Raw genomic sequence first — 21,542 nt, 5'->3', positions numbered from 1 at the left:
TTCAAGTGAATATTAATACTTCAAAATAAGTACTATATTTGAATTGTAATTGATTAATAGCCAATAATTTATTATTAATTCAAATTAATTTTGATTATGAATAGGCTATATATATCCTTTTTCTTCGGACTATTTTTTTGCTTAACTTTTGCTCAATTACCTGAAGATTATTCTTCAACTACGCTTCCTGAAACATTTGCATCACCTATGGGTACTATTTTTAGTTCAGATGGTAGTAAAATGTTTGTTTGGACTAATGCTGGGCAAATTTTTCTTTTTAATTGGAATGGAACTCAATATGTTATGCAAGCCAATGCAGTTTTAGATATTTCTGACGAGGTTTCAAGCTACAGAGATTTTGGTTTGTTAAGTATTTGTTTAGATCCAAATTTTAATACTAACGGATTAATTTATTTGTTTTATACTGTAGATAGGCATCATCTTCTTTATTACGGTACTGCTAATTATAATCCTAATACAAATGATTATTATAAAGCTTCAATAAGCAGATTAACACGATATAAATTAAACCATCTTCAGTCACCAATGACTACAGATTATTCTACCAGAACTATTCTTTTAGGAGAAAGTATTACAACAGGTATTCCCATCACTCACGAGTCGCATGCTGGAGGTACAATAATGTTTGGTAGTGATGGTACTTTATTATTAACAACTGGTGATAATGCAAGTTATAGTACTACAGATACAGGGAGTATAAGTCATACCTATTACCAGCAAGCTATTAATGATGGAATGATGCGACCTGAAGAAAATGTTGGCGCATTTAGAAGTCAGATGATAAACTCATTTTGTGGTAAATTGCTGCGATTAGATCCAAATACAGGAGATGGAATTCCGTCAAATCCATTTTACGACTCTAACAGTCCGCGTTCTCCTAAATCTAGAATGTATGCTATGGGATTTAGAAACCCATTTAGAGCAGCAATTAAGCCTAATAGTGGAAGTACTAATCCTGCAGATGCAAACCCAGGAATTATTTTTGTTGTTGATGTAGGTTGGCAAACGTGGGAAGATTTACATATTATAGATAAACCTGGATTAAATGCTGGATGGCCACTTTATGAAGGGCAAACAACATTAAATAGCTATTACAATAGTGGTATTACTAATCCAGACGAAGGAAATCAGCTATTTAAAAATTTATGTAATCAACCAACAAGTTTTAATGACGATACAAATCCGGCTAATAGAAGATTCACACATAGCAGACCATCAATAACATGGAAACATGGAGGTAGTGTTGAAACTCGTGTGCCTTGGTTTAGTGGTACAACTCCTACCAATCCTCGAATTGGTGCAAACGGTTCTCCTACAACAGGAAGTGAGTTTAGAGGTAATGCAGGAATAGCAGGAACATATATTACAGGAACTGGATTTGGTGCCGCAATGGAACACAAATTTATGTTTACCGATTATGCAAGAAATTGGGTTGGAGTTGCAACATTAAACACATCTAATACTCCATGGATTAGCCATACTTCTACTTTTGCACCTATTAACTATGGGACAGGGATTGTTCATATGGCACAGAACCCTATAGATGGTTCAATATATTACACTAATATTTTTGATGGAACAATTAAATATTTTAGTTTCTATGATGATACTTTAGGTATAAATGAGTCTAATTTAAGTTCAATTAATTTCTACCCTAATCCAATAGAAAATCAATTAAATATTTCTGGAATTCATGAAGAATTTAAGCTAGATATTTATAATATTTCAGGGCAGTTGCTCTTTTCAAATGAATATGATAATAGGAAGTCTATTCCAATAAAATTAAATTCTGGATTATACATAGCCAAGCTTAGTTTTTCATCAGGAAAAGCAGTAACAAGAAAGATAGTTGTGAAATAGACCAGGCATTACCTATACAAAAACTATACAAGCATGTATCTTGTTCAAATAATAGTTCTTTTAGCTTTATATTAGAAAAATAACGCTAATTCGACAATTATGAACAAGAAAACTTTTCTATTATTAATTACGGCAGTTTCTGCACTTGGAGGCCTTTTATTTGGGTATGATACTGGAGTTATTAATGGAGCTCAATTTTACTTAAGTAAGTATTTTGAATTAAATGATGCTTTAAAAGGTTGGGTAGTTGGTAGTGCACTATTAGGATGTTTTATAGGTGCAATTATAGCAGGACCATTAAGTATTAAAATTGGTAGAAAGTACTCTTTAATTATTTCTGCAGTTTTATTTACATTATCAGCTTGGGGATCTGGGTTACCTTCAATATTTCCAGAAACAGTATCTGTATTAGTATTTTTTAGAATTATTGGAGGATTAGGAATCGGAATGGCATCAATGAATGCTCCTATGTACATAGCAGAAATTGCTCCTAGTGCAATTAGAGGTAAAATGGTTACATATTACCAACTGGCAATAGTAATTGGGTTTTTCGTTGTGTTTTTAGCAACTTATTTTATTGGTAATAATTTATCTGAAGCAGAAAACATTCAATTTGGTTGGAGACGTATGTTTTGGTCAGAATTAATACCAAGTTGCTTATTTCTTTTGTTATTATTTTTTGTTCCTAAAAGCCCAAGATGGTTAGCTCTAAAAGGTAATAATGAAGAGGCTTTAATTGTATTAACTAAAATTCATGGTCAAGAACAGGCTAGTAAAGAAATATTGGAGATACAAGATTCATTCAAGACCAGTAATGATGGTTTAAAGGTTAATTATTTTTCGAAAATTATTTTGGGAATAATTCTTATTGGAACTACTTTATCAATATTACAACAGTTTACAGGTATTAATGCAGTATTGTATTATGGAGCAGATATTTTTGAAAAAGCATTAGGTTTTGGTAAAGAAGATATATTATTACAGCAAATATTACTTGCTTTTGTAAATTTAGTTTTCACATTTGTGGCTATGTTTACAGTAGATAAATTTGGTAGAAAACCATTAATTTATATAGGTTCCTTGGGCATGATAGTTGGTTTTTTGTTGTTAGGTATTTCATTACAACAACAATCTGTTGGTTTTATATCCTTATTAGGAGTATTAATTTTTATTGGTTCATTTGCCCTCTCAATGGGTCCAGTTGTTTGGGTGTTACTTTCAGAAATGTTTCCAAATAAAATAAGAAGTGTAGCTATGTCAATAGCAGTAGCTGCGCAATGGGCAGCAAATTATGTGGTGTCACAATCGTTTCCAATTGTTATGGGTAGTGATGTAAATAATGGCACAACTTGGAATGGCTCTTTGCCTTATTTTATTTTTATTGTATTTATAAGTTTAATAGTAGGTGTTACATATAAATATGTTCCAGAAACTAAAGGTAAATCTCTCGAAGAGCTAGAGAATATCTGGAAATAGTTAAACATAATTGTATGGTTAATAGTATTGCTTTGTATAGTTGTTATACTGTATTATAATAAACTATACAAAGTTTGTATATTGCAGTATAAAACACTGTAATGCATAAGTTTTTACTAAAAAATGGCCTTGTATTTTTTATTGGCTTAACATTCTTGCAAAATTTTGCACAAGAACTACCTCCAGTTGAAATTTACTTACCTAAACAATATGGAGCCGAAAATCAGAATTGGTCAATTTCTCAATCAAAAGAAAAATATATTTATATAGCTAATAATAAAGGGTTATTAGAATTTAATGGCGCAAAATGGCAGCTTTATCCATCTCCAAATCAAACCATAATGCGATCTGTTAATGTTGTTAATAACAGAATTTACACTGGGTGTTATATGGAGTTTGGTTACTGGCAACGTAATGATATTGGAATATTAGATTATAAATCATTATCACAAAGCCTTAATATACCATTAATTGAAGACGAGCAATTTTGGAGCATTATAGATATTGATGATTGGGTTTTATTTCATTCTTTAAATAGAATTTACATATATAACACTAAAACCAATGATTATAAAATTATTGATTCTGAAACAACAATTACTAAAATATATAAAGTTGATGAGAGTATATATTTTCAAAAAATTAATGATGGTATTTATAAAATCCAAAACGGAAAAGAATTACTCATAACAGATAATGTCATAGTTAGAAACAATGAAGTCGTTAATATTTTTAATCATAATAACAAGCTTCTTATTGAAACAAGACAAGATGGCTTTTATATTTTTGAGAAAAATAATTTGATAAAGTGGGATATTCCAGCAAACAGTTTACTATCTAATATAAGTGTATACAATAGTATTAAATTAAAAGATAATAGTTTTACATTAGGAACAATTTCTAACGGAATAATTCACTTAACACCTCAAGGTGAGATTAATTACAAAATAAATAGCACCTCTGGTTTAAATAATAATACAGTTTTATCACTTTTTGAAGATGTAGACCAAAATATTTGGCTAGGTTTAGATAATGGAATTAATTGTATAAATATTACATCTCCATTTAGCATTTATAATGATGATAAAGGAGAAATTGGAACCGTTTATGCATCTGCAGTATTTAATAACAATCTCTATTTAGGTACAAATCAAGGGTTGTTTTATAAAAAAATAGATTCAGACAATAGCTTTAAATTTATTAAAGGCACTAACGGACAGGTTTGGTGTTTAGTAAGTATTAATAACACATTATTTTGCGGACATAATAATGGTACATTTATAGTTAATGATGATACTGTAAATAAGATAAGTAATGTCCAAGGTACTTGGAATATAAAACCAATTGAAGAGAATCCAAACTTATTACTTCAGGGCAATTATAACGGTCTTAATATTCTACAGAAAGTTGGTGAAAATTGGCAATTTAAAAACAAGATTGAAGGTTTTGATAATTCATCAAAATATTTCGAGCGCTTTAATAATGATGAAATTTTTGTGAGCCATGAATACAAAGGAGTTTTTAAATTAAAAGTCAATAAAGAGTTTACAAAAGTCTTAACTATTGTAAAAGAATCCTCAGCAGAAAAAGGACTTCATTCTAGTTTGTTGAAATATAATGATGATATATTATATACCTATAAAGATGGAATATATAAGTTTAATAGCAAAAAAAATAGTTTTCAGAAAGATTCAATTTATAGTAAGGTATTTAAAGATCAAGGTTATACATCAGGAAAACTTATTATAGATAACTATACAAATACTTTATGGAGTTTTTCTGATAAAGGAATAAACTATATCTCGCAAGGAAAACTAAGTTCAACACCAAAAATTAATAGAATATCATTACCTAGTTCATTACGTAAGGGAATGACAGGTTATGAAAGCGTTTCACACATTGAGGCACAGAAGTACTTATTTGGTACTTCAGAAGGATTTATTATCATCGATTTAGATAAGCTTAATGATAAAAAATATGAAATAAAAATTAATACAATTGCTAAAAGCACTTTAAATCAGTCAAGTATATTAATAAGTGAAAGTAAATTAGGAGATTTTAAAAACAATGAGAACAATATAGAATTTACATATAGTGTTGCAGAGTTTGATAAATATTTAGAAGTCGAATACCAATATAAGCTAGATGGTATCTATAATAATTGGAGTGAATGGTCAACTGCTTCTAGTGAGTTGTTTAAAAACCTGCCATTTGGTAATTATACATTTAATGTAAGAGCTAGAGTAGGTAATACATTAACTGCCAACACAGCTAGTTATAAATTTTCAATCGAAAAGCCTTGGTATTTAACTAGTGTGATGATAGTTGTTTATATTCTATCAGTATTGTTATTTTCTTTGTTAATGCATAACATATATAAACGTTATTATAAGAAACAAAGAGAAAAGTTATTAGAAAAAACACAAAAAGAATTAGAGCTCAAAAAATTAGAAAACGAACAGCAATTAATGAGTTTTAAAAACGAAAAACTACAACAAGATATTGAAAGTAAAAATAGAGAGTTAGCAATATCTACAATGAGTTTAATTAAAAAGAACGAGTTTTTAAACAATGTAAAAAAAGAGCTTAAAGGTACAGATGGTAGTAAAAATTTAAAGCCTGTCATAAAAATTATTGATAAAAATCTAAACAATACAGATGACTGGAAGTTTTTCCAAGAAGCATTTAATAATGCAGATAAGGATTTCCTAAAAAAAGTAAAAGCATTACATCCTACGTTAACACCTAACGACTTAAGACTATGTGCTTATCTTAGGCTAAACCTCTCATCAAAAGAAATAGCTCCATTGTTAAACATTTCAACAAGAAGTGTAGAGGTAAAACGATATCGTTTGCGTAAAAAAATGAATTTGCCACACGAGTCGAGCTTAACAAATTATATACTAGAAATATAAGCGCCTCAACAATTGTTAATTTAAACTATACATTACCACAACATTTTATTTTAAAGATAGGTTTAAACTTATCGTATTTGCAACTATTTTAAATAGTAAAATCTAGATTTAATCGATGCTTTAATGAGTTTTTCATAAAAAAAACCGCATTTTTTTATTATGTATATTTTTTGTTGAGGTCAAATTTATCGATTTCACAATTCATATAAGTAATTTTATGAAAAAGTAAAATGCAATTTTTATGAGACTAACGCTTTGCACATTTTTAGCAATACTATTTTGTTCAACCATTCAAGCTCAAAATTTTGAAATTTCTGGTAATGTTCAAGATAAAGATAGTGGATTTCCAATCCCAGGAGTAAACATATTCATCAAAAATTCAAGTCAAGGTGTAGTTTCAGACTTCGATGGAAATTTTAAAATAAATAATGTTCCTAATGGATCAACATTAGTTTTTAGTTATGTTGGTTATTTAACTTTTGAAGTTGTAATTGGTAACAACAATGTTTTAAACATTAAGTTAGAACAAGATATAGCTAAACTTGATGAGATTGTAGTTATTGGTTATGGAACTCAAAAGAAAAAAGAAATAACAGGATCAGTAGCTGTAGTTTCCAGTGAAACAATTGAAGCCTTAAAACCATCTCGTATCGAGCAAGCTCTTCAAGGGCAAATGGCAGGTGTTAATATTACATCACAATCAGGTTCACCTGGTAGTGCTTCTACAATAAGTATTAGAGGAGTATCAACTAATGGAGATAGCAGACCTTTAATATTAGTAGATGGGAATGTTGTAGAAGATTTAAGTGTTATTAATCCTAACGATATAGAAACTATTAATGTTCTTAAAGATGCTACTGCAGGTATTTATGGTGTTAGAGCAGCAAATGGTGTTATTTTAATTACAACAAAGTCTGGTAGAAAAAATATGCCTCTAACGGTTGAGTATGATGCTTTTGCAGGATTTCAACAAACAACTAGAAAAATACCTTCGTTAAACGCAACCGAATATGCTCTTTTAGTTAATGAAGCTTTCGCAGCCAATGGTCAAGCATTAGTATTTACCAATGTTTTAGACTTGGGTCAAGGTACAGATTGGCAAGATAAAGTTTTTGAAGATGCACCAATTTTTAATAATGCCATAACTATTAAAGGAGGAAGTGAAAACTCTACTTATGCCTATGGTTCTTCGTTTTTAACTCAAGATGGAATTGTGGGTGGTAAAAAAGCCAATTTTACTAGATTTACTAATAGAGGTAATTACAGTTTAAACTTTTTAGAAAACTTTAAGTTAGATGCAGGACTAACCTTTATGCATACAAACAGAAAAACGTTGTCAGAAACTGGTTTAGGTTCTGTTTTATTTAATGCACTAAATATGGCTCCAACATTTCAGGTAAGAGATAATAATGGAGATTATACAATTGCTGAAGGTCTAGGTAATGAGGTTATTAACCCACTTGCGCAAATAGAAAATACATATAATAGAGGACAAGTTGATAAAATAAGTGGAAATGCAAGTCTATCATATAATTTTTTCAGCCACTTTACTGCACAAGCAAATTATCAATTTAATTATGCAAAAGTAAATAGCCATGTGTTTAGTCCAGTTGCTTTTTACGGAAGTGGAAAAGTATTTAATAAAGACAGAAGTGAAGTTGTAGAAACTAAAAGTTTTTTTAGAGATTATACATTTGATGCATTTATAAAATATGAAAACAAAATAAATGACATTCATAATGTAAACATACTTTTAGGAACGTCAGTTTTTAAAACAACAGGAGAGTTTAGCGGTTTTGTTGGTTTCGACGTTCCCGATAACAATATAGCTAATGCAACTATTGAGCAGGCATCAGGTGTGCAAAACATTTATCCAAACGGAAATGCAACATTCGATTCAAGATTATTGTCATACTTCGCAAGAATGCAATACGACTATAAAGGAAAATATTTAGTTTCAGGTGTTGTTAGACGTGATGGTTCTACCAAGTTTGGTCCAAATAATAAATTTGGTTACTTCCCTTCAGGGTCAATTGGTTGGGTCGCTTCTGAAGAAGATTTCCTAAAAGATAATAATGTATTAAACTTCTTAAAATTTAGAGCATCTTATGGAATATTAGGAAATGACAGAATTCCAGACTTTAGATTTGTTTCTTTATTAAATGGAGAAGGTACTTATGTAATTGATGATCAATTAGTTTTTGGTACTGCCATTGGAGCAGTTTCTAACCCAGAAATACGATGGGAAAAGCAAAAAACATTTGATGTTGGTTTAGATGCAAATTTCTTTAAAAATCAGATTGATATAACCTTTGATTACTACAAAAAAAGAACTGAAGATTTGCTAGTTGTTCCTCAAGTTTCAGGATTATTAGGAACAACAGCTCCAGGCTCTGGAGCACCAGTAGTAAATGCTGGAATAGTTGAAAATCAAGGATTCGAATTTTCAATTGGGTATACTAAAGTAGTTAATGATGATTTAAAGTTTAATTTACGTTATAATGTATCAACTTTAGATAACAATGTTGTGTCTGTAAGTGCAGATGGAGATTTTCTATCTGGTGGTTCGTTTGGTGTAGGTCAAGATCCTCCTTCTCGAATGGAAGAAGGCTTTCCTATAGGTTATTTTAGAGGTTTTGTAACTAATGGAATTTTCCAAAATCAAGATGAAATTGATGATTATCCAACAATTAATAATAATGTACAACCTGGTGATTTACGATTTGTAGATATAAATGAAGATGGTGTTATAGATGATGACGATAAAACTAACATAGGTAATCCGTTGCCTGATGCTACAATGGGAATAAATCTGTCAATAGATTACAAAAACTTCGATTTTGCTGCTTATGCATTCGCTTCAATAGGAAATGAAATTGTTAGAAATTATGAAAGAAACCAAGCCTTAACAAATAGAAGTGTTTATTATTTAGATCGTTGGACTGGTGAAGGAACAAGTAATTCATTTCCAAGAGTTACTTCAGGCGCAAACTCTAATAGTTTATTTTCAGACTTTTTTGTTGAAGATGGAAGCTTTATAAGGCTTCAAAATGTACAATTAGGCTATTCGTTTTCAGATAAAGTACTAGAAAACTCTAAAATAAGTAAACTACGATTTTATATCTCTGCAAGTAACCTAGTTACTCTAACCAAATACAGAGGATACGACCCAACAGCTTCAACAGGCGAGCCAATTGGAGGCGGAATAGATTATGGGTTTTACCCAAATCCAAAAACATTTTTGCTAGGAATGAATTTAAAATTTTAATTAGCTATGAAAAGAATACAATTTAAATACGCAATTATCGCATTACTCATCATCTTTTCATGTAGTGATGATTTTGTAAATGTCGATTCTCAAGATCAAAATTCTGAAGATTTCTTCAACACTGAAGAAGATTATCAAAGTGCACTTATTGCTGCTTACGATATGTTACAATCTACATATTTAAATGTAATGCTTGGAGAAATTGCATCAGATAATACATTGGCTGGTGGCGAAAGTGCTATCGATGTGCCAGGTATACAAGAAATTGATGATATGGTTCATACACCAATTAATCAACAACTACGTGATATTTGGGGTTGGATGTATAGTGGTGTTAATCGTACTAACTACATCATGGAGTTTAAAGATAAAACTGATTTCCCTGGAAAAGAAGGTGTTATTGCACAAACACGTTTTTTAAGAGCATACTATTATTTCGAATTAGTTAAATGGTTTGGAGATGTGCCTTTTGTAGTTGATAGACGAATATTATTTGGAGATCAATACACGTTGCCAAGAACATCAAAAGCAACAATTTATGCTCAAATGGAAGACGATTTAATTTATGCTGCTTCTAACTTACCTTATATTCAAGCTGAAAAAGGGAGAGTTACTAAAGGAGCTGCTCAAGCTTTATTAGGTAAGGTTTATTTATATCAGAATAAATTTCCAGAGGCCGCAAATGTATTGGAAGATTTAATAAATAATGGTCCGCATGATTTATTAACAGATTACAGTACAATGTTTGAAAACGATAACGAAAATAATATAGAGTCTGTATTTGAAGTACAATATACCGATATTGAAGGTGCAGGTTTTGGTTGTTTACAATGTAGTGAAGGTAATGTAGCAGTAGGATTTAATGGAATAAGAAATTATGCAGGACCTGTTTTTGAGTCTGGATTTAGTTTTAATGTGCCAACACAAGAAGTTGTTGATGAATTTGAAGATGGTGATAATAGATTACAAACAGCAATATTAGATATTAATACTTGGGCAACTAATACTGGAGCTACTTTTAGTACAGGCTATGAACACACAGGTTATTTCAATAGAAAGTATATTGCTCGTCAAGGAGATTTAAATACAGGTGATGCTAATCTTACTAATCCAAATAATTATAGATCTATTCGCTTTGCTGATGTATTGCTTATGGCTGCCGAAGCTCTTAATAGAGGAAATATAGATGATGCGCGCGCAAGATTTTATTTAAATAGAGTAAGAGAACGTGCTTTTGGAAACACTACTAATAATGTAACATCGTCTGGCGCTACATTAACAACAGCAATTTATCATGAAAGAAGAGTTGAGTTAGTTGGAGAAGGGCATCATTTTTTCGATTTAGTAAGAACAGGTAGAGCAGCTAATGAAATTGATGGCTTTCAAGCTGGTAAAAATGAAGTATTTCCTATACCATCTATAGAAATTCAATTAGCAGGAAATCAATGGGAACAAAATCCAGGATATTAAAAAACATAACTATGAAAAGTTTTAAAAGTTTATTTGTTTTCTTAATTGTGTTATCTTATTTAGGTTGTACAACCGAAGATAGAGACACAAATTTTGTAGATCAAATTTTAGCACCTGCAAACGTCAGTGCAGTATTTAGTATAACTCAAGATAATACAGGTTTAGTAACCATAGCTCCTAATGGAGAAGGAGCAGTATCATTTGAAGTATACTATGGAGATGAACCAAATCATTTTGATGTGGTTTCAGTTGGGCAAACACTTTCTAATATTTATCCAGAAGGAGTTTATACGGTTACAATTGTAGCTATTGGTATTAATGGACTTAAAACCACAGTTACTAGAGAGCTTACAGTATCATTTTTAGCTCCAGAAAACCTGGTGGTCACTATAGAACCTGTTCAAGGTGATGTGTTTTCAATTAATGTATCTGCAACAGCAGATTTAGAAGCTTATTTTGAAGTTTATTTTGGTGATGTTATTGATGAAACTCCAGTAATGTTTATGGAGGGAGAAACCATAACTCATACATATTCAGATGTAGGTGATTATGTTGTAAGAGTAATTGCTTACAGTGGTGGTTCAGAAACTACAGAATATACCGAAACAATAACAATTGTTAATCCAATAGTATTGCCAATTAGTTTTGAAGATGCAACAGTTAATTATGCTTTTACTGATTTTGGCAATGTAGCATCTTCTGTTGTTACAAATCCTGATATGTCTGGAGGTAATACAAGCGCTATGGTAGGTAGGTCAAATAAACCAGTAGGAGCAGAAGTTTGGGGTGGAACTTTTTTACAATTAGACGACCCAATAGACTTTTCAACTCTAAACAATTTAAAAGTAAATGTTTGGTCTCCAGTAAGTGGTATTACAGTTAAGCTTAAATTAGAAAACGCTACAAATGGCTCAATATCTGCTGAGGTTGATGTTACAAATACAGTAGCAAACGCTTGGGAAACATTAACATTTGATTTTAGTTCTTCAGACCTTTCTCAAGAGTATCATAAAATTGTTTTGTTTTTCGATTTTGGAAACCCTGGAAATGGTAATATGTATTATTTTGATGATATTAATTTATCTACTCCAGTTGCTTCAACCTCTAATATAGTTGGTACATGGAAAATGGCTTCAGAGCCAGGATCTTTAAAAGTTGGTCCAAGTCCTGGAAGTGGTGAATGGTGGTCAATTGATGCTGCAGGAGTAACTGCTAGAGCCTGTTATTTTAATGACACATTTATATTTACTGCAGATGGTGCTTTTAATAATAATTTAGGTGCACAAACTTGGATTGAAGGCTGGCAAGGTGGTGGCGATAATTGTGGCACTCCAGTTGGACCATATAATGGATCAATTCCTGCTACATATACATATAACACATCTACTAATTCAGTAACAGTTAATGGAACAGGTGCTTATATAGGAATACCAAAAGCTAATAATGCTGGTGAACTTCCTAATGTTGCTGTACCAAACTCAATTACTTATGATGTAACATTTTTAGATGTTAATACTATGGTTGTCGGTATTGAAGCGGGTTCTGGAGTTTTTTGGACTTATAAACTTGTTAGAGATACAACACCAACAACTCCTATTCATGGAATTTGGAAAATGGCATCAGAGCCAGGTTCATTAAAAGTTGGCCCAAGTCCTGGAAGCGGTGATTGGTGGTCAATTGATGCAGCTGGAGTTACAGCTAGAGCATGTTATTTTAATGATACTTATATTTTTGGAACAGATGGCTCATTTAAAAACGTATTAGGAACACAATCATGGATTGAAGGCTGGCAAGGCGGAGGTGATGCTTGCGGTACTCCAGTTGCACCTCATAATGGTTTATCAGCTTATACATTTAACAATAACCAAGCCGCTGGTACAATAACTGTTAATGGAACAGGAAGTTATATAGGTCTGCCTAAAGCTAATAATGCAGGTGAACTACCTAATGTAGCAGTGCCAAGTTCAATAACATATAATGTTACTTTTATAGATAGTAACACAATTAGTGTAGGAATAGAATCTGGTTCTGGAGTGTTTTGGACTTACAAACTTATAAGAATATAAATGGCTATGATAATTATGAAAAAAATACTTAAAATTAGTTTTTCCGTTTTGATGATGATGTTGCTATATACTTGTCAAGATGAAGATCAAGAATTTGGAGATGTTGTTGCGCCAACAAATTTAGAGCTTACTTTTGAAATTGTAGGACAGGACGCAGCTAATCCATATGGTGACGGTTCTGGATTTGTAAATTTTACAGCTAGCGCAAGCAAAGCAATAACTTACAGATATGATTTTGGAGATGGTACAGGTAATATTTTAGCACCTTCAGGTGAAAAAATGCACAGATTTACTCAAAATGGTTTAAATAATTATGTGGTAACTGTAATTGCATCTGGTACAGGAGGCTTAACAACCTCAAAGTCTATAACATTAGATGTGTTTAGTGCATTTAATCCAATAGAAATAAAAAATAAGCTAACAGGAGGAGCATCTTCTAATAAAACTTGGTATTGGGATGCTTCAGTTACGGCACATTTAGGTGTTGGACCTTTAGATGATGTTGCACCAATTTGGTATGCAGCATCACCTTTTGAAAAAGAGAGTGTTGGTTGTTTATATGAAGATAGATTGGTTTTTGCTCAAGATGCATCAGAGAATGTTACTTTAGAGCTAAACAATAACGGAAATACCTACTTTCACAGATTTGAAGTGCTAGATGCCATAGGACAACCTAATCCTAATGAAGATACTTGTTACCCTTATGACGCTTCAGGTGTGAAGCCAGTATCATTTTTGCCTTCAAGTTCAGGAATTGATGAAACTATATCTACGCAAGCTTCATTTTCGGTTACAAATAATGGCTTTATGAGTTATTATTTAGGAAATAATGAATTTGAAATTTTATCTATTACAGAAACAAATTTACATGTAAGAGTTGTTCAAACAGAGCCAAGCGGATTTCAATTAGCTTGGTACTTAAAGTTTACAACTAATGACCCTTACAGTAATTCTGCTGATTGTTCTGGCGATTCAGGAAACACAGGTACAGGTGATAATTCAACATTAATTTGGTCAGATGAGTTTGATGTTGATGGAGCTCCTTGTGCTGGAAATTGGTCTTACGATTTAGGAACAGGTGATGGCGGATGGGGAAACAATGAAGCACAATACTATACAGATAACTCTGATAATATCATTGTAGAGAATGGATTGCTTAAAATTACTGCCAAAGCTGAATCATTTATGGGAAGCAATTATACATCGGCAAGAATAAAAACTCAAAATCTATTCGATTTTCAATATGGAAAGGTACAAGTAAGAGCAAAACTACCAACAGGAGGAGGCACTTGGCCTGCTATTTGGATGCTAGGTTCAAATTTTGATACTGTAGGGTGGCCAGCTTGTGGAGAAATTGATATCATGGAACATGTTGGAAATGATCAAAATAGAATCCATTCTACTTTACATTATCCAGGAAATTCTGGTGGTAATGGTAATGGAAATAGTATAGTTGTACCAAATGTCTCAACTGAATTTAAAATTTACGAAGTCACATGGTCAGCTTCAACCATCGAATTTAAAGTAGATGGAACTACTATTCACACTTTTACTAACAATACTAATGTGCCTTTTAATCACAACTTTTTCTTAATACTAAACGTAGCAATGGGTGGAAATTTTGGTGGAGCAATAGATAGTGGGTTTACCCAATCTACTATGGAAATAGATTATGTAAGAGTTTATCAATAATGAAATTATACCAACTAAAATATTATTTATTACTGTGCTTATTGGTAAGTGTTTCTTGTAAAAAAGGTACATCTTCAGATTTATTAACAGATGATACTAAATCTTATCTTAAGTATTCTAATATCGAAGATAAAGTTACTGCACTTTTAAATGAAATGACTTTAGAAGAAAAAATTGGCCAGATGAATCAGTACAATGGCTTCTGGGATTTTACAGGTCCTTCTCCTGCAGATGGTGAATCTAAAAAATATGACCACTTACGTAAAGGTTATGTTGGTTCAATGTTAAATGTTAGAGGAGTTAAAGATGTTAGAGCTGTCCAAAAAATTGCAGTAGAAGAATCTCGTTTAGGAATTCCGCTAATTATTGGTTTCGACGTTATTCATGGTTATAAAACAATAAGTCCAATACCATTAGCAGAGTCAGCTAGTTGGGATTTAGAGGCTATAAAAAAATCAGCTCAAGTTGCTGCTGAAGAAGCTTCGGCTGCAGGTATAAATTGGACGTTTGCACCAATGGTAGATATTTCAAGAGATGCTCGCTGGGGAAGAGTCATGGAAGGTGCTGGTGAAGATACCTATTTAGGAAGCAAAATTGCTGTTGCAAGAGTCCAAGGATTTCAAGGAGATGATTTATCTAAACATTATACAATTGCAGCTTGCGCTAAACATTTTGCTGGTTACGGATTTGCAGAGTCAGGACGAGATTATAATACAGTCGATGTTGGAACATCAACATTAAACAATATAATTTTTCCACCTTTTAAAGCTGCTACAGAAGCTGGTGTAAGAACTTTTATGAACTCCTTTAACGAACTAAATGGAGTTCCTGCAACTGGTAATATTTATTTACAAAGAGATGTTTTAAAAGATAAATGGAAATTTGACGGATTTGTGGTTTCAGATTGGGGATCTATAACCGAAATGATTGCTCATGGACATGCAAAAGATGGTAAACATGCGGCAGAAATAGCAGTTAATGCAGGTTCAGATATGGATATGGAATCATATCTCTATGTTGAAGAGTTAGCAAAATTAGTTAAAGAAGGAAAAGTTAAAGAGTCAGTAATTGATGATGCTGTTAGAAGAATTTTAAGAGTGAAATTTGAACTTGGTTTGTTTGATGATCCATATAAGTATTGTGATGAGGATAGAGAAAAAGAAACTATAGGAAAGCAAGCTATTCAAGATGCAGTGCTAGATATGGCAAAAAAATCTATCGTTTTACTTAAAAATGATAACAGTTTATTACCGCTTAAAAAAGAAGGTCAAAAAATTGCCATCATAGGTGCTTTAGCCAATGATAAGACTAGCCCATTAGGAAGTTGGAGAATTGCTGCAGACGATAGTACTGCGGTGTCAGTTTTAGAGGGCATGCAAAAGTATAGTGGTAATAAAATCACTTATGCTAAAGGTGCAGATGTAACAATTGGTAAAACAGAATTTGTTTCAGAACTTAAAATAAATACAACAGACAAAAGCGGATTTAGTGAAGCAATTACTGTTGCAAAAAATGCTGATATTGTAATTATGGTTTTAGGAGAACACGGTCTACAAAGTGGTGAAGGTCGTAGTAGAACAGAATTGGGGCTGCCTGGAGTTCAGCAAGAGCTGTTAGAAGCAGTTTATAATGTAAATAAAAATATAGTTTTAGTCCTTAATAATGGACGACCATTAACTATTAATTGGGCTGATAAAAATATTCCTGCAATAGTAGAAGCTTGGCATTTAGGTACTCAAAGTGGTAATGCAATTACTCAAATTCTGTATGGTGACTATAACCCAAGTGGTAAATTACCAATGACGTTTCCAAGAAGTGTTGGTCAAGTGCCAATATATTATAATTACAAAAATACTGGAAGGCCAGTTATGCCTGCTCCAGATATTGTGTTTTGGTCTCATTATTCAGACGAAGATAATAGCCCATTATATCCTTTTGGGCATGGATTGAGTTATACAACTTTCGAATATAAAAATTTATCAGTAACCAATGTATCAAAAAACAAGGTTAAAATATCGGTTTCAGTAACTAATACTGGTAAGTTAAAAGGTAAAGAAGTTATTCAATTGTATTTACAAGATATGTATGCAAGCGTAACACGTCCTGTAAAAGAACTTAAAGGATTTGAGCTAGCCGAATTTAATCCTAACGAAACTAAAGTTTTTGATTTTATATTAACTGAAAAGGAGTTAGGATTTTATTCAAATGAAGGAGAATTTATAGTTGAGCCTGGTGAATTTAAAGTTTTTGTTGGCGGAAGCTCTAAAACTGTTTTAGAAAAAGAATTTGAGTTGAAATAATGAAAAAACTGTGTTACATAGTATTTAGCATTTCAATTCTTGCATCAGGTCAAGAAACTAATCCCGTTATTTTTGAAGAGCATTTTAATGGCACTCAATTAAATGAAAGCTATTGGAATTATGAGTTAGGTGATGGTTGTCCAAAACTCTGTGGTTGGGGAAATAATGAACGACAGTTATATACTAAAGAAAATGTAACAGTAAACAATGGTTTTTTAACTATTACAGCAACAAAAAATGATGCAAAATATCAATCAGGACGTATCACAACAAAACGAAAAGTAGAATTTCAATATGGTACAATAGAAGTAAGAGCAAAGTTACCTATCGGAAAAGGGCTTTGGCCAGCAATTTGGATGTTAGGAAACGATATTGACACTAATACTTGGCCAGCTTGCGGCGAAATTGATATAATGGAGTATGTTGGTAAAAAACCACATGAAATACATACAACTTTGCACACACCTGACAGTTTTGGTAATTCAAAGAATACTAAAATAACAACTAATAAAGATATAGAACAAGGCTTTCATAATTATAAAACTAGCTGGTCTAAAGATTCAATTTCTTTTTATATAGACGATCAATTAGTTTACACGTTTTCTCCCGAAATTAAAAATGAGAGAACATGGCCTTTTAATAAGCCTTTTTATATCATATTAAATATGGCAATAGGTGGGAACTTTGGAGGCCCAGAAGTAGATGATTCAATTTTTCCAAAAGAGTTTATCATTGATTATGTAAAAGTATACAAAGAATAATATTAACTAATAAATAAACAATTATGAAGAAAATTTACATTTTAATTTTCATGTTATCAACTTTTTTGATGACATCGCAAAGCAACATTACGTTTAGTGTTGATATGTCTGGACAAACCTTTACTCAAGCCTATATAAGTGGCAGCTTTAATAGTTGGAGTGGAGATTCAAACCCTTTAACAGATATGGGAGGCGGCATATGGGAAGTAACATTACCAATTGCTGATGGTGAACATGAATATAAATTTACATATGATAATTGGACTGGTCAAGATACATTTACTCAAGGTGATGTTTGTACTATTACAAATTACGGTAATACAAATAGACGCTTAGTAGTTTCTGGAGCAGATCAAGTATTAGCTACTGCGCCATTTAATGGTTGTGCAGAGGCTACAGATGGTATAGATCCAAACCATAACGTTACATTTAGTGTTGATATGAACGGTTATGGAGGAACATTAGGTACAGTATATATAAATGGAGAATGGAATGGTTGGTGTGGTGCTTGTAATGCTCTAACGGATTTAGGTGGTGGCATTTGGGGAGTTACTTTGCCTCTTGATGAAAAAGCATTTCAGTTTAAATTTACAGTTGATGGATGGAATGATCAAGAAACATTTAATCCTGGAGATTTGCAAACTTCAACAGACGGTACTTTTACTAATAGGTACATTAAAGTAGATGGAGATAAAAATGTTAGCTATGTTTGGAATCAGCCACAAGTTTTAGGCATAAATGAATTTTCAACGGTTAACTATAAAGTGTTTCCAAACCCAACTCAAAATGTATGGACATTGCAAACTAATAATCAAAACATAATCAAAATTGATTTATATGATATGTTAGGTAAGCTTGTATTAACAATTTCACCAAATACTAACGAAGTTAATATTGATGCTTCTAGTTTAGTTAAGGGATTATATTTTGCTAGAATTTCTAATAATAATGGTGTAAACACAGTTAAACTAATTAAAAACTAAATAACTTTTAATTTAATATATAAGAGTGTATCTTTATTAAAGGATGCACTCTTTTTAATTTAATATAATAATATATGGTAACCTTAAAGCATTTAGCAGAACAATTAAATGTCTCTGTATCTACTGTTTCAAAAGCGCTACATGATAGCCAAGAAATTAGTGCAGATACTATAAAAAGAACGAAAGAGTTAGCTAAAATATTAAATTACCAGCCCAATAAAGTAGCATTAAGTTTAAAGAACAATAAAACAAAAACACTAGGTGTTATTGTACCAAATATTCTAAATCATTTTTTTGCTAAAGTACTGTTAGGTATCGAAAAAGAGGCTACAAAAAAGGGATATGATATTATTATCTGTAATAGCAATGAGTCTTTTGATAAAGAATTACAAAGTATAGACGTATTAGGCAATGGAAGTGTTGATGGGTTTATAATGTCTATTGCTGAAGAAACACAAATTAGAGACGAAAATAATCACATAAATAAAATTTTAAAGCAAAATTTGCCTGTTGTACTTTTTGATAGGGTGTCAGATAAAATACAATGTGATAAGGTTATTATTGACGACTTTGAAGCATCATATAAAGCCACACAACATTTATTGAGTGAAGGGAGAAAGCACATTGTATTGTTAAGTAATATAGAAGAATTGAGTGTTGGAAAATTAAGAGTAAATGGTTATTTAAAGGCTATTTCTGAAGCTAAATCATACACAAATAAGCCTCAAGTTATTTATATAAATAATAATGAAATTGAGACTCAAGTAAACCAACTTTTTCAACAATATAATGATATAGATGGAGTTCTATCTATTGATAATACATCTGGAGTAGTTGCTTTACATAAAGCATTAAAAAATGGATATAAAATTCCTGAAGATTTATCTATAATAGGGTTTTCAGATGAGAATATACTTCCTTTTACAGACCCAAAATTATCTACTGTTTCACAACACGCTTTAGATATTGGATCAACATCTGTAACAATGTTGATTAATAGAATAGAAAATGGAAATCAAAATCAGCATTTAACTAAACATATTAATACAACTTTAGAATTGAGAGGAACAACAAAATAAATTCTGATTATTCATTTTTGCTACATATTGTAACATTTTTGTCTTTTTCGCGTCATATAAGTACATCAATCATCAAAATATAATCATCATGAGAGAAGACAGACAATTAATCGTTATTACACACCTAAGTCAATTAGTTACATTGCTTACTGGTTTTGGGAGCTTAATTTTACCACTTATTCTTTGGGTTACCCAAAAGGAAAAAGTATATCAAATGGATGCACACGGTAAAAACATCATTAATTTTCAATTAAGTTTAATAGTATATGCTATTATTTGTGTGCCTTTAATTTTATTATTCGGACTAGGGCTTTTAGGATTTATAGCTTTAGGAATCATAGCAATAATTTTCCCAATACTTAATGCTATTAAGGCAAGTAATGGAGAAACACCAAAATACCCTTTATCTTTTAGTTTTATTAGTTAGTTATATAGTTATTTTGAGATAAAGCAAAAACGCTCACTGAAAAGTGAGCGTTTTTAATTATATATTAAAGAGTAATCTTTTAATTGTTAAGCATTACAGGCATAACAAGCATAGTAACTTGCTCACCTTCATCTAAACCATCTATCGGAGTTAAAATTCCTGCTCTGTTTGGTAAACTCATTTCTAATTGTACTTCGTCAGCACTTAGGTTATTTAACATTTCTGTTAAAAAACGAGAGTTAAAACCAATTTGCATATCGTCGCCTTGATAATCACAAGTTAAACGCTCTTCAGCTTTATTTGAGTAATCTATATCTTCAGCTGAAATATTAAGTTCTGCTCCTGCAATTTTTAATCTAATTTGATGTGTAGTCTTATTAGAGAAAATACTAACACGACGTACAGAGTTTAAAAACTGTGTTCTGTCTATTGTTAATTTATTTGGGTTCTCTTTAGGAATAACAGCTTCGTAGTTTGGATACTTCCCATCAATTAAACGACATACCAGTTCAGAGTTTTCAAACGTGAATTTTGCATTACTATCATTATACTCAATAGTTACATTATCATCACTTCCAGCTAAAATACCTTTTAAAAGATTTAAAGGTTTTTTTGGCATAATAAATTCTGCTACCTGACTTGCCTTTACATCTTCACGAGTGTATTTTACTAACTTGTGAGCATCAGTAGCAACAAATGTCAATCCTTCTGTTGAAAACTGAAAAAACACACCACTCATTACAGGTCGTAAATCGTCGTTTCCTGCTGCAAAAATAGTTTTGCTAATTGCTGTAGCTAAAATATCTCCAGTAATAGTTGTAGTACTTGGATCTTCTAAAGCAACAGCCTTAGGAAACTCATTGCCATCGGCATAAGCCAAAGCATATTTACCATGATTAGAACTTATTTCTACAGTGTTATTGTCTTCAACAACAAAAGTTAAAGGCTGCTCTGGAAATGTTTTAAGTGTATCTAATAATAGCCTTGCAGGTAATGCAATGCTTCCTTTACTAGTACTTTCTACATCTATAGTTGATGACATTGTAGTTTCTAAATCACTAGCAGAAACTGTAAGTTTTGAATCATTTAGTTCAAACAAAAAATTATCTAAAATAGGTAAGGTGTTAGAGTTATTAATAACACCACCTAAAACTTGTAGTTGCTTAAGTAAATATGTACTCGATACGATAAATTTCATTTATATTTTTTTATAATCTTACTATG

At 31.5% G+C, this 21,542-nt stretch carries 13 protein-coding genes; 12 read left to right on the top strand and 1 reads right to left on the bottom strand.

Annotation, left to right across the window (positions count from 1 at the left end):
- Positions 1-96 precede the first annotated feature (96 nt).
- The 12 genes from IEW41_RS00550 to IEW41_RS00495 all read left to right on the top strand — a co-directional run bounded on the left by IEW41_RS00550 (position 97) and on the right by IEW41_RS00495 (position 20,318).
- Positions 97-1,881: a PQQ-dependent sugar dehydrogenase gene (locus tag IEW41_RS00550; RefSeq protein WP_188604391.1), complete on the top strand. Its 1,785-nt coding sequence runs from the start codon at positions 97-99 to the stop codon at positions 1,879-1,881.
- A 99-nt stretch (positions 1,882-1,980) separates the two neighbouring features.
- Positions 1,981-3,357: a sugar porter family MFS transporter gene (locus IEW41_RS00545; protein ID WP_188604390.1), complete on the top strand. Its 1,377-nt coding sequence runs from the start codon at positions 1,981-1,983 to the stop codon at positions 3,355-3,357.
- Positions 3,358-3,458: 101 nt separating this feature from the next.
- Complete coding sequence (locus IEW41_RS00540; protein WP_188604389.1) at positions 3,459-6,272, top strand: helix-turn-helix and ligand-binding sensor domain-containing protein; 2,814 nt, start codon at positions 3,459-3,461, stop codon at positions 6,270-6,272.
- A gap of 241 nt (positions 6,273-6,513) precedes the next feature.
- Entirely contained in the window at positions 6,514-9,540 is a 3,027-nt protein-coding gene (locus IEW41_RS00535; RefSeq protein ID WP_188604388.1) for a SusC/RagA family TonB-linked outer membrane protein, read from the top strand.
- A 6-nt stretch (positions 9,541-9,546) separates the two neighbouring features.
- Positions 9,547-11,010: a RagB/SusD family nutrient uptake outer membrane protein gene (locus IEW41_RS00530; RefSeq protein ID WP_188604387.1), complete on the top strand. Its 1,464-nt coding sequence runs from the start codon at positions 9,547-9,549 to the stop codon at positions 11,008-11,010.
- Between the two features lie 11 nt (positions 11,011-11,021).
- Entirely contained in the window at positions 11,022-13,076 is a 2,055-nt protein-coding gene (locus tag IEW41_RS00525; RefSeq protein ID WP_188604386.1) for a PKD domain-containing protein, read from the top strand.
- Between the two features lie 15 nt (positions 13,077-13,091).
- Positions 13,092-14,768 carry a family 16 glycosylhydrolase gene (locus tag IEW41_RS00520; protein WP_188604385.1) on the top strand — a complete coding sequence of 559 codons (1,677 nt, stop codon included), beginning with the start codon at positions 13,092-13,094 and terminating at the stop codon, positions 14,766-14,768.
- Positions 14,768-17,068, top strand: coding sequence for a beta-glucosidase BglX (bglX, locus tag IEW41_RS00515; RefSeq protein WP_188604384.1), 2,301 nt, complete (start codon positions 14,768-14,770; stop codon positions 17,066-17,068). Before IEW41_RS00520 ends, bglX begins: the two co-directional genes overlap by 1 nt.
- On the top strand, positions 17,068-17,829 hold the full coding sequence (locus tag IEW41_RS00510; RefSeq protein WP_188604383.1) for a glycoside hydrolase family 16 protein: 762 nt from the start codon (positions 17,068-17,070) through the stop codon (positions 17,827-17,829). Before bglX ends, IEW41_RS00510 begins: the two co-directional genes overlap by 1 nt.
- Before the next feature lie 23 nt (positions 17,830-17,852).
- A complete protein-coding gene (locus tag IEW41_RS00505) occupies positions 17,853-18,812 on the top strand; it encodes a T9SS type A sorting domain-containing protein (protein ID WP_188604382.1) in 960 nt (319 codons plus the stop codon).
- A gap of 74 nt (positions 18,813-18,886) precedes the next feature.
- Complete coding sequence (locus IEW41_RS00500; RefSeq protein WP_188604381.1) at positions 18,887-19,891, top strand: LacI family DNA-binding transcriptional regulator; 1,005 nt, start codon at positions 18,887-18,889, stop codon at positions 19,889-19,891.
- An 88-nt stretch (positions 19,892-19,979) separates the two neighbouring features.
- Positions 19,980-20,318 (top strand): DUF4870 domain-containing protein, encoded by a 339-nt coding sequence (locus IEW41_RS00495; protein WP_188604380.1) that lies wholly within the window; start codon positions 19,980-19,982, stop codon positions 20,316-20,318.
- 79 nt (positions 20,319-20,397) lie between these two features.
- On the opposite strand, the gene dnaN is transcribed toward IEW41_RS00495, so the two are convergent.
- Entirely contained in the window at positions 20,398-21,516 is a 1,119-nt protein-coding gene (gene dnaN / locus IEW41_RS00490) for a DNA polymerase III subunit beta (RefSeq protein ID WP_188604379.1), read from the bottom strand.
- Positions 21,517-21,542 lie beyond the last annotated feature (26 nt).

It is taken from the genome of Aquaticitalea lipolytica, assembly GCF_014641635.1.
Classification (GTDB): Bacteria; Bacteroidota; Bacteroidia; order Flavobacteriales; family Flavobacteriaceae; genus Aquaticitalea; species Aquaticitalea lipolytica.
This window is presented reverse-complemented; position numbering and strand designations above follow the sequence as displayed.

Bases quoted from the DNA above. Each gene is read 5' to 3' on its own strand.
- IEW41_RS00500 (WP_188604381.1), top strand. From the start codon at position 18,887: ATGGTAACCTTAAAGCATTTAGCAGAACAATTAAATGTCTCTGTATCT.
- IEW41_RS00535 (WP_188604388.1), top strand. From the start codon at position 6,514: ATGAGACTAACGCTTTGCACATTTTTAGCAATACTATTTTGTTCAACC.
- IEW41_RS00510 (WP_188604383.1), top strand. From the start codon at position 17,068: ATGAAAAAACTGTGTTACATAGTATTTAGCATTTCAATTCTTGCATCA.
- IEW41_RS00525 (WP_188604386.1), top strand. From the start codon at position 11,022: ATGAAAAGTTTTAAAAGTTTATTTGTTTTCTTAATTGTGTTATCTTAT.
- IEW41_RS00550 (WP_188604391.1), top strand. From the start codon at position 97: ATGAATAGGCTATATATATCCTTTTTCTTCGGACTATTTTTTTGCTTA.
- IEW41_RS00545 (WP_188604390.1), top strand. From the start codon at position 1,981: ATGAACAAGAAAACTTTTCTATTATTAATTACGGCAGTTTCTGCACTT.
- IEW41_RS00520 (WP_188604385.1), top strand. From the start codon at position 13,092: ATGAAAAAAATACTTAAAATTAGTTTTTCCGTTTTGATGATGATGTTG.
- IEW41_RS00505 (WP_188604382.1), top strand. From the start codon at position 17,853: ATGAAGAAAATTTACATTTTAATTTTCATGTTATCAACTTTTTTGATG.
- IEW41_RS00530 (WP_188604387.1), top strand. From the start codon at position 9,547: ATGAAAAGAATACAATTTAAATACGCAATTATCGCATTACTCATCATC.
- bglX (WP_188604384.1), top strand. From the start codon at position 14,768: ATGAAATTATACCAACTAAAATATTATTTATTACTGTGCTTATTGGTA.
- IEW41_RS00540 (WP_188604389.1), top strand. From the start codon at position 3,459: ATGCATAAGTTTTTACTAAAAAATGGCCTTGTATTTTTTATTGGCTTA.
- dnaN (WP_188604379.1), bottom strand. From the start codon at position 21,516: ATGAAATTTATCGTATCGAGTACATATTTACTTAAGCAACTACAAGTT.
- IEW41_RS00495 (WP_188604380.1), top strand. From the start codon at position 19,980: ATGAGAGAAGACAGACAATTAATCGTTATTACACACCTAAGTCAATTA.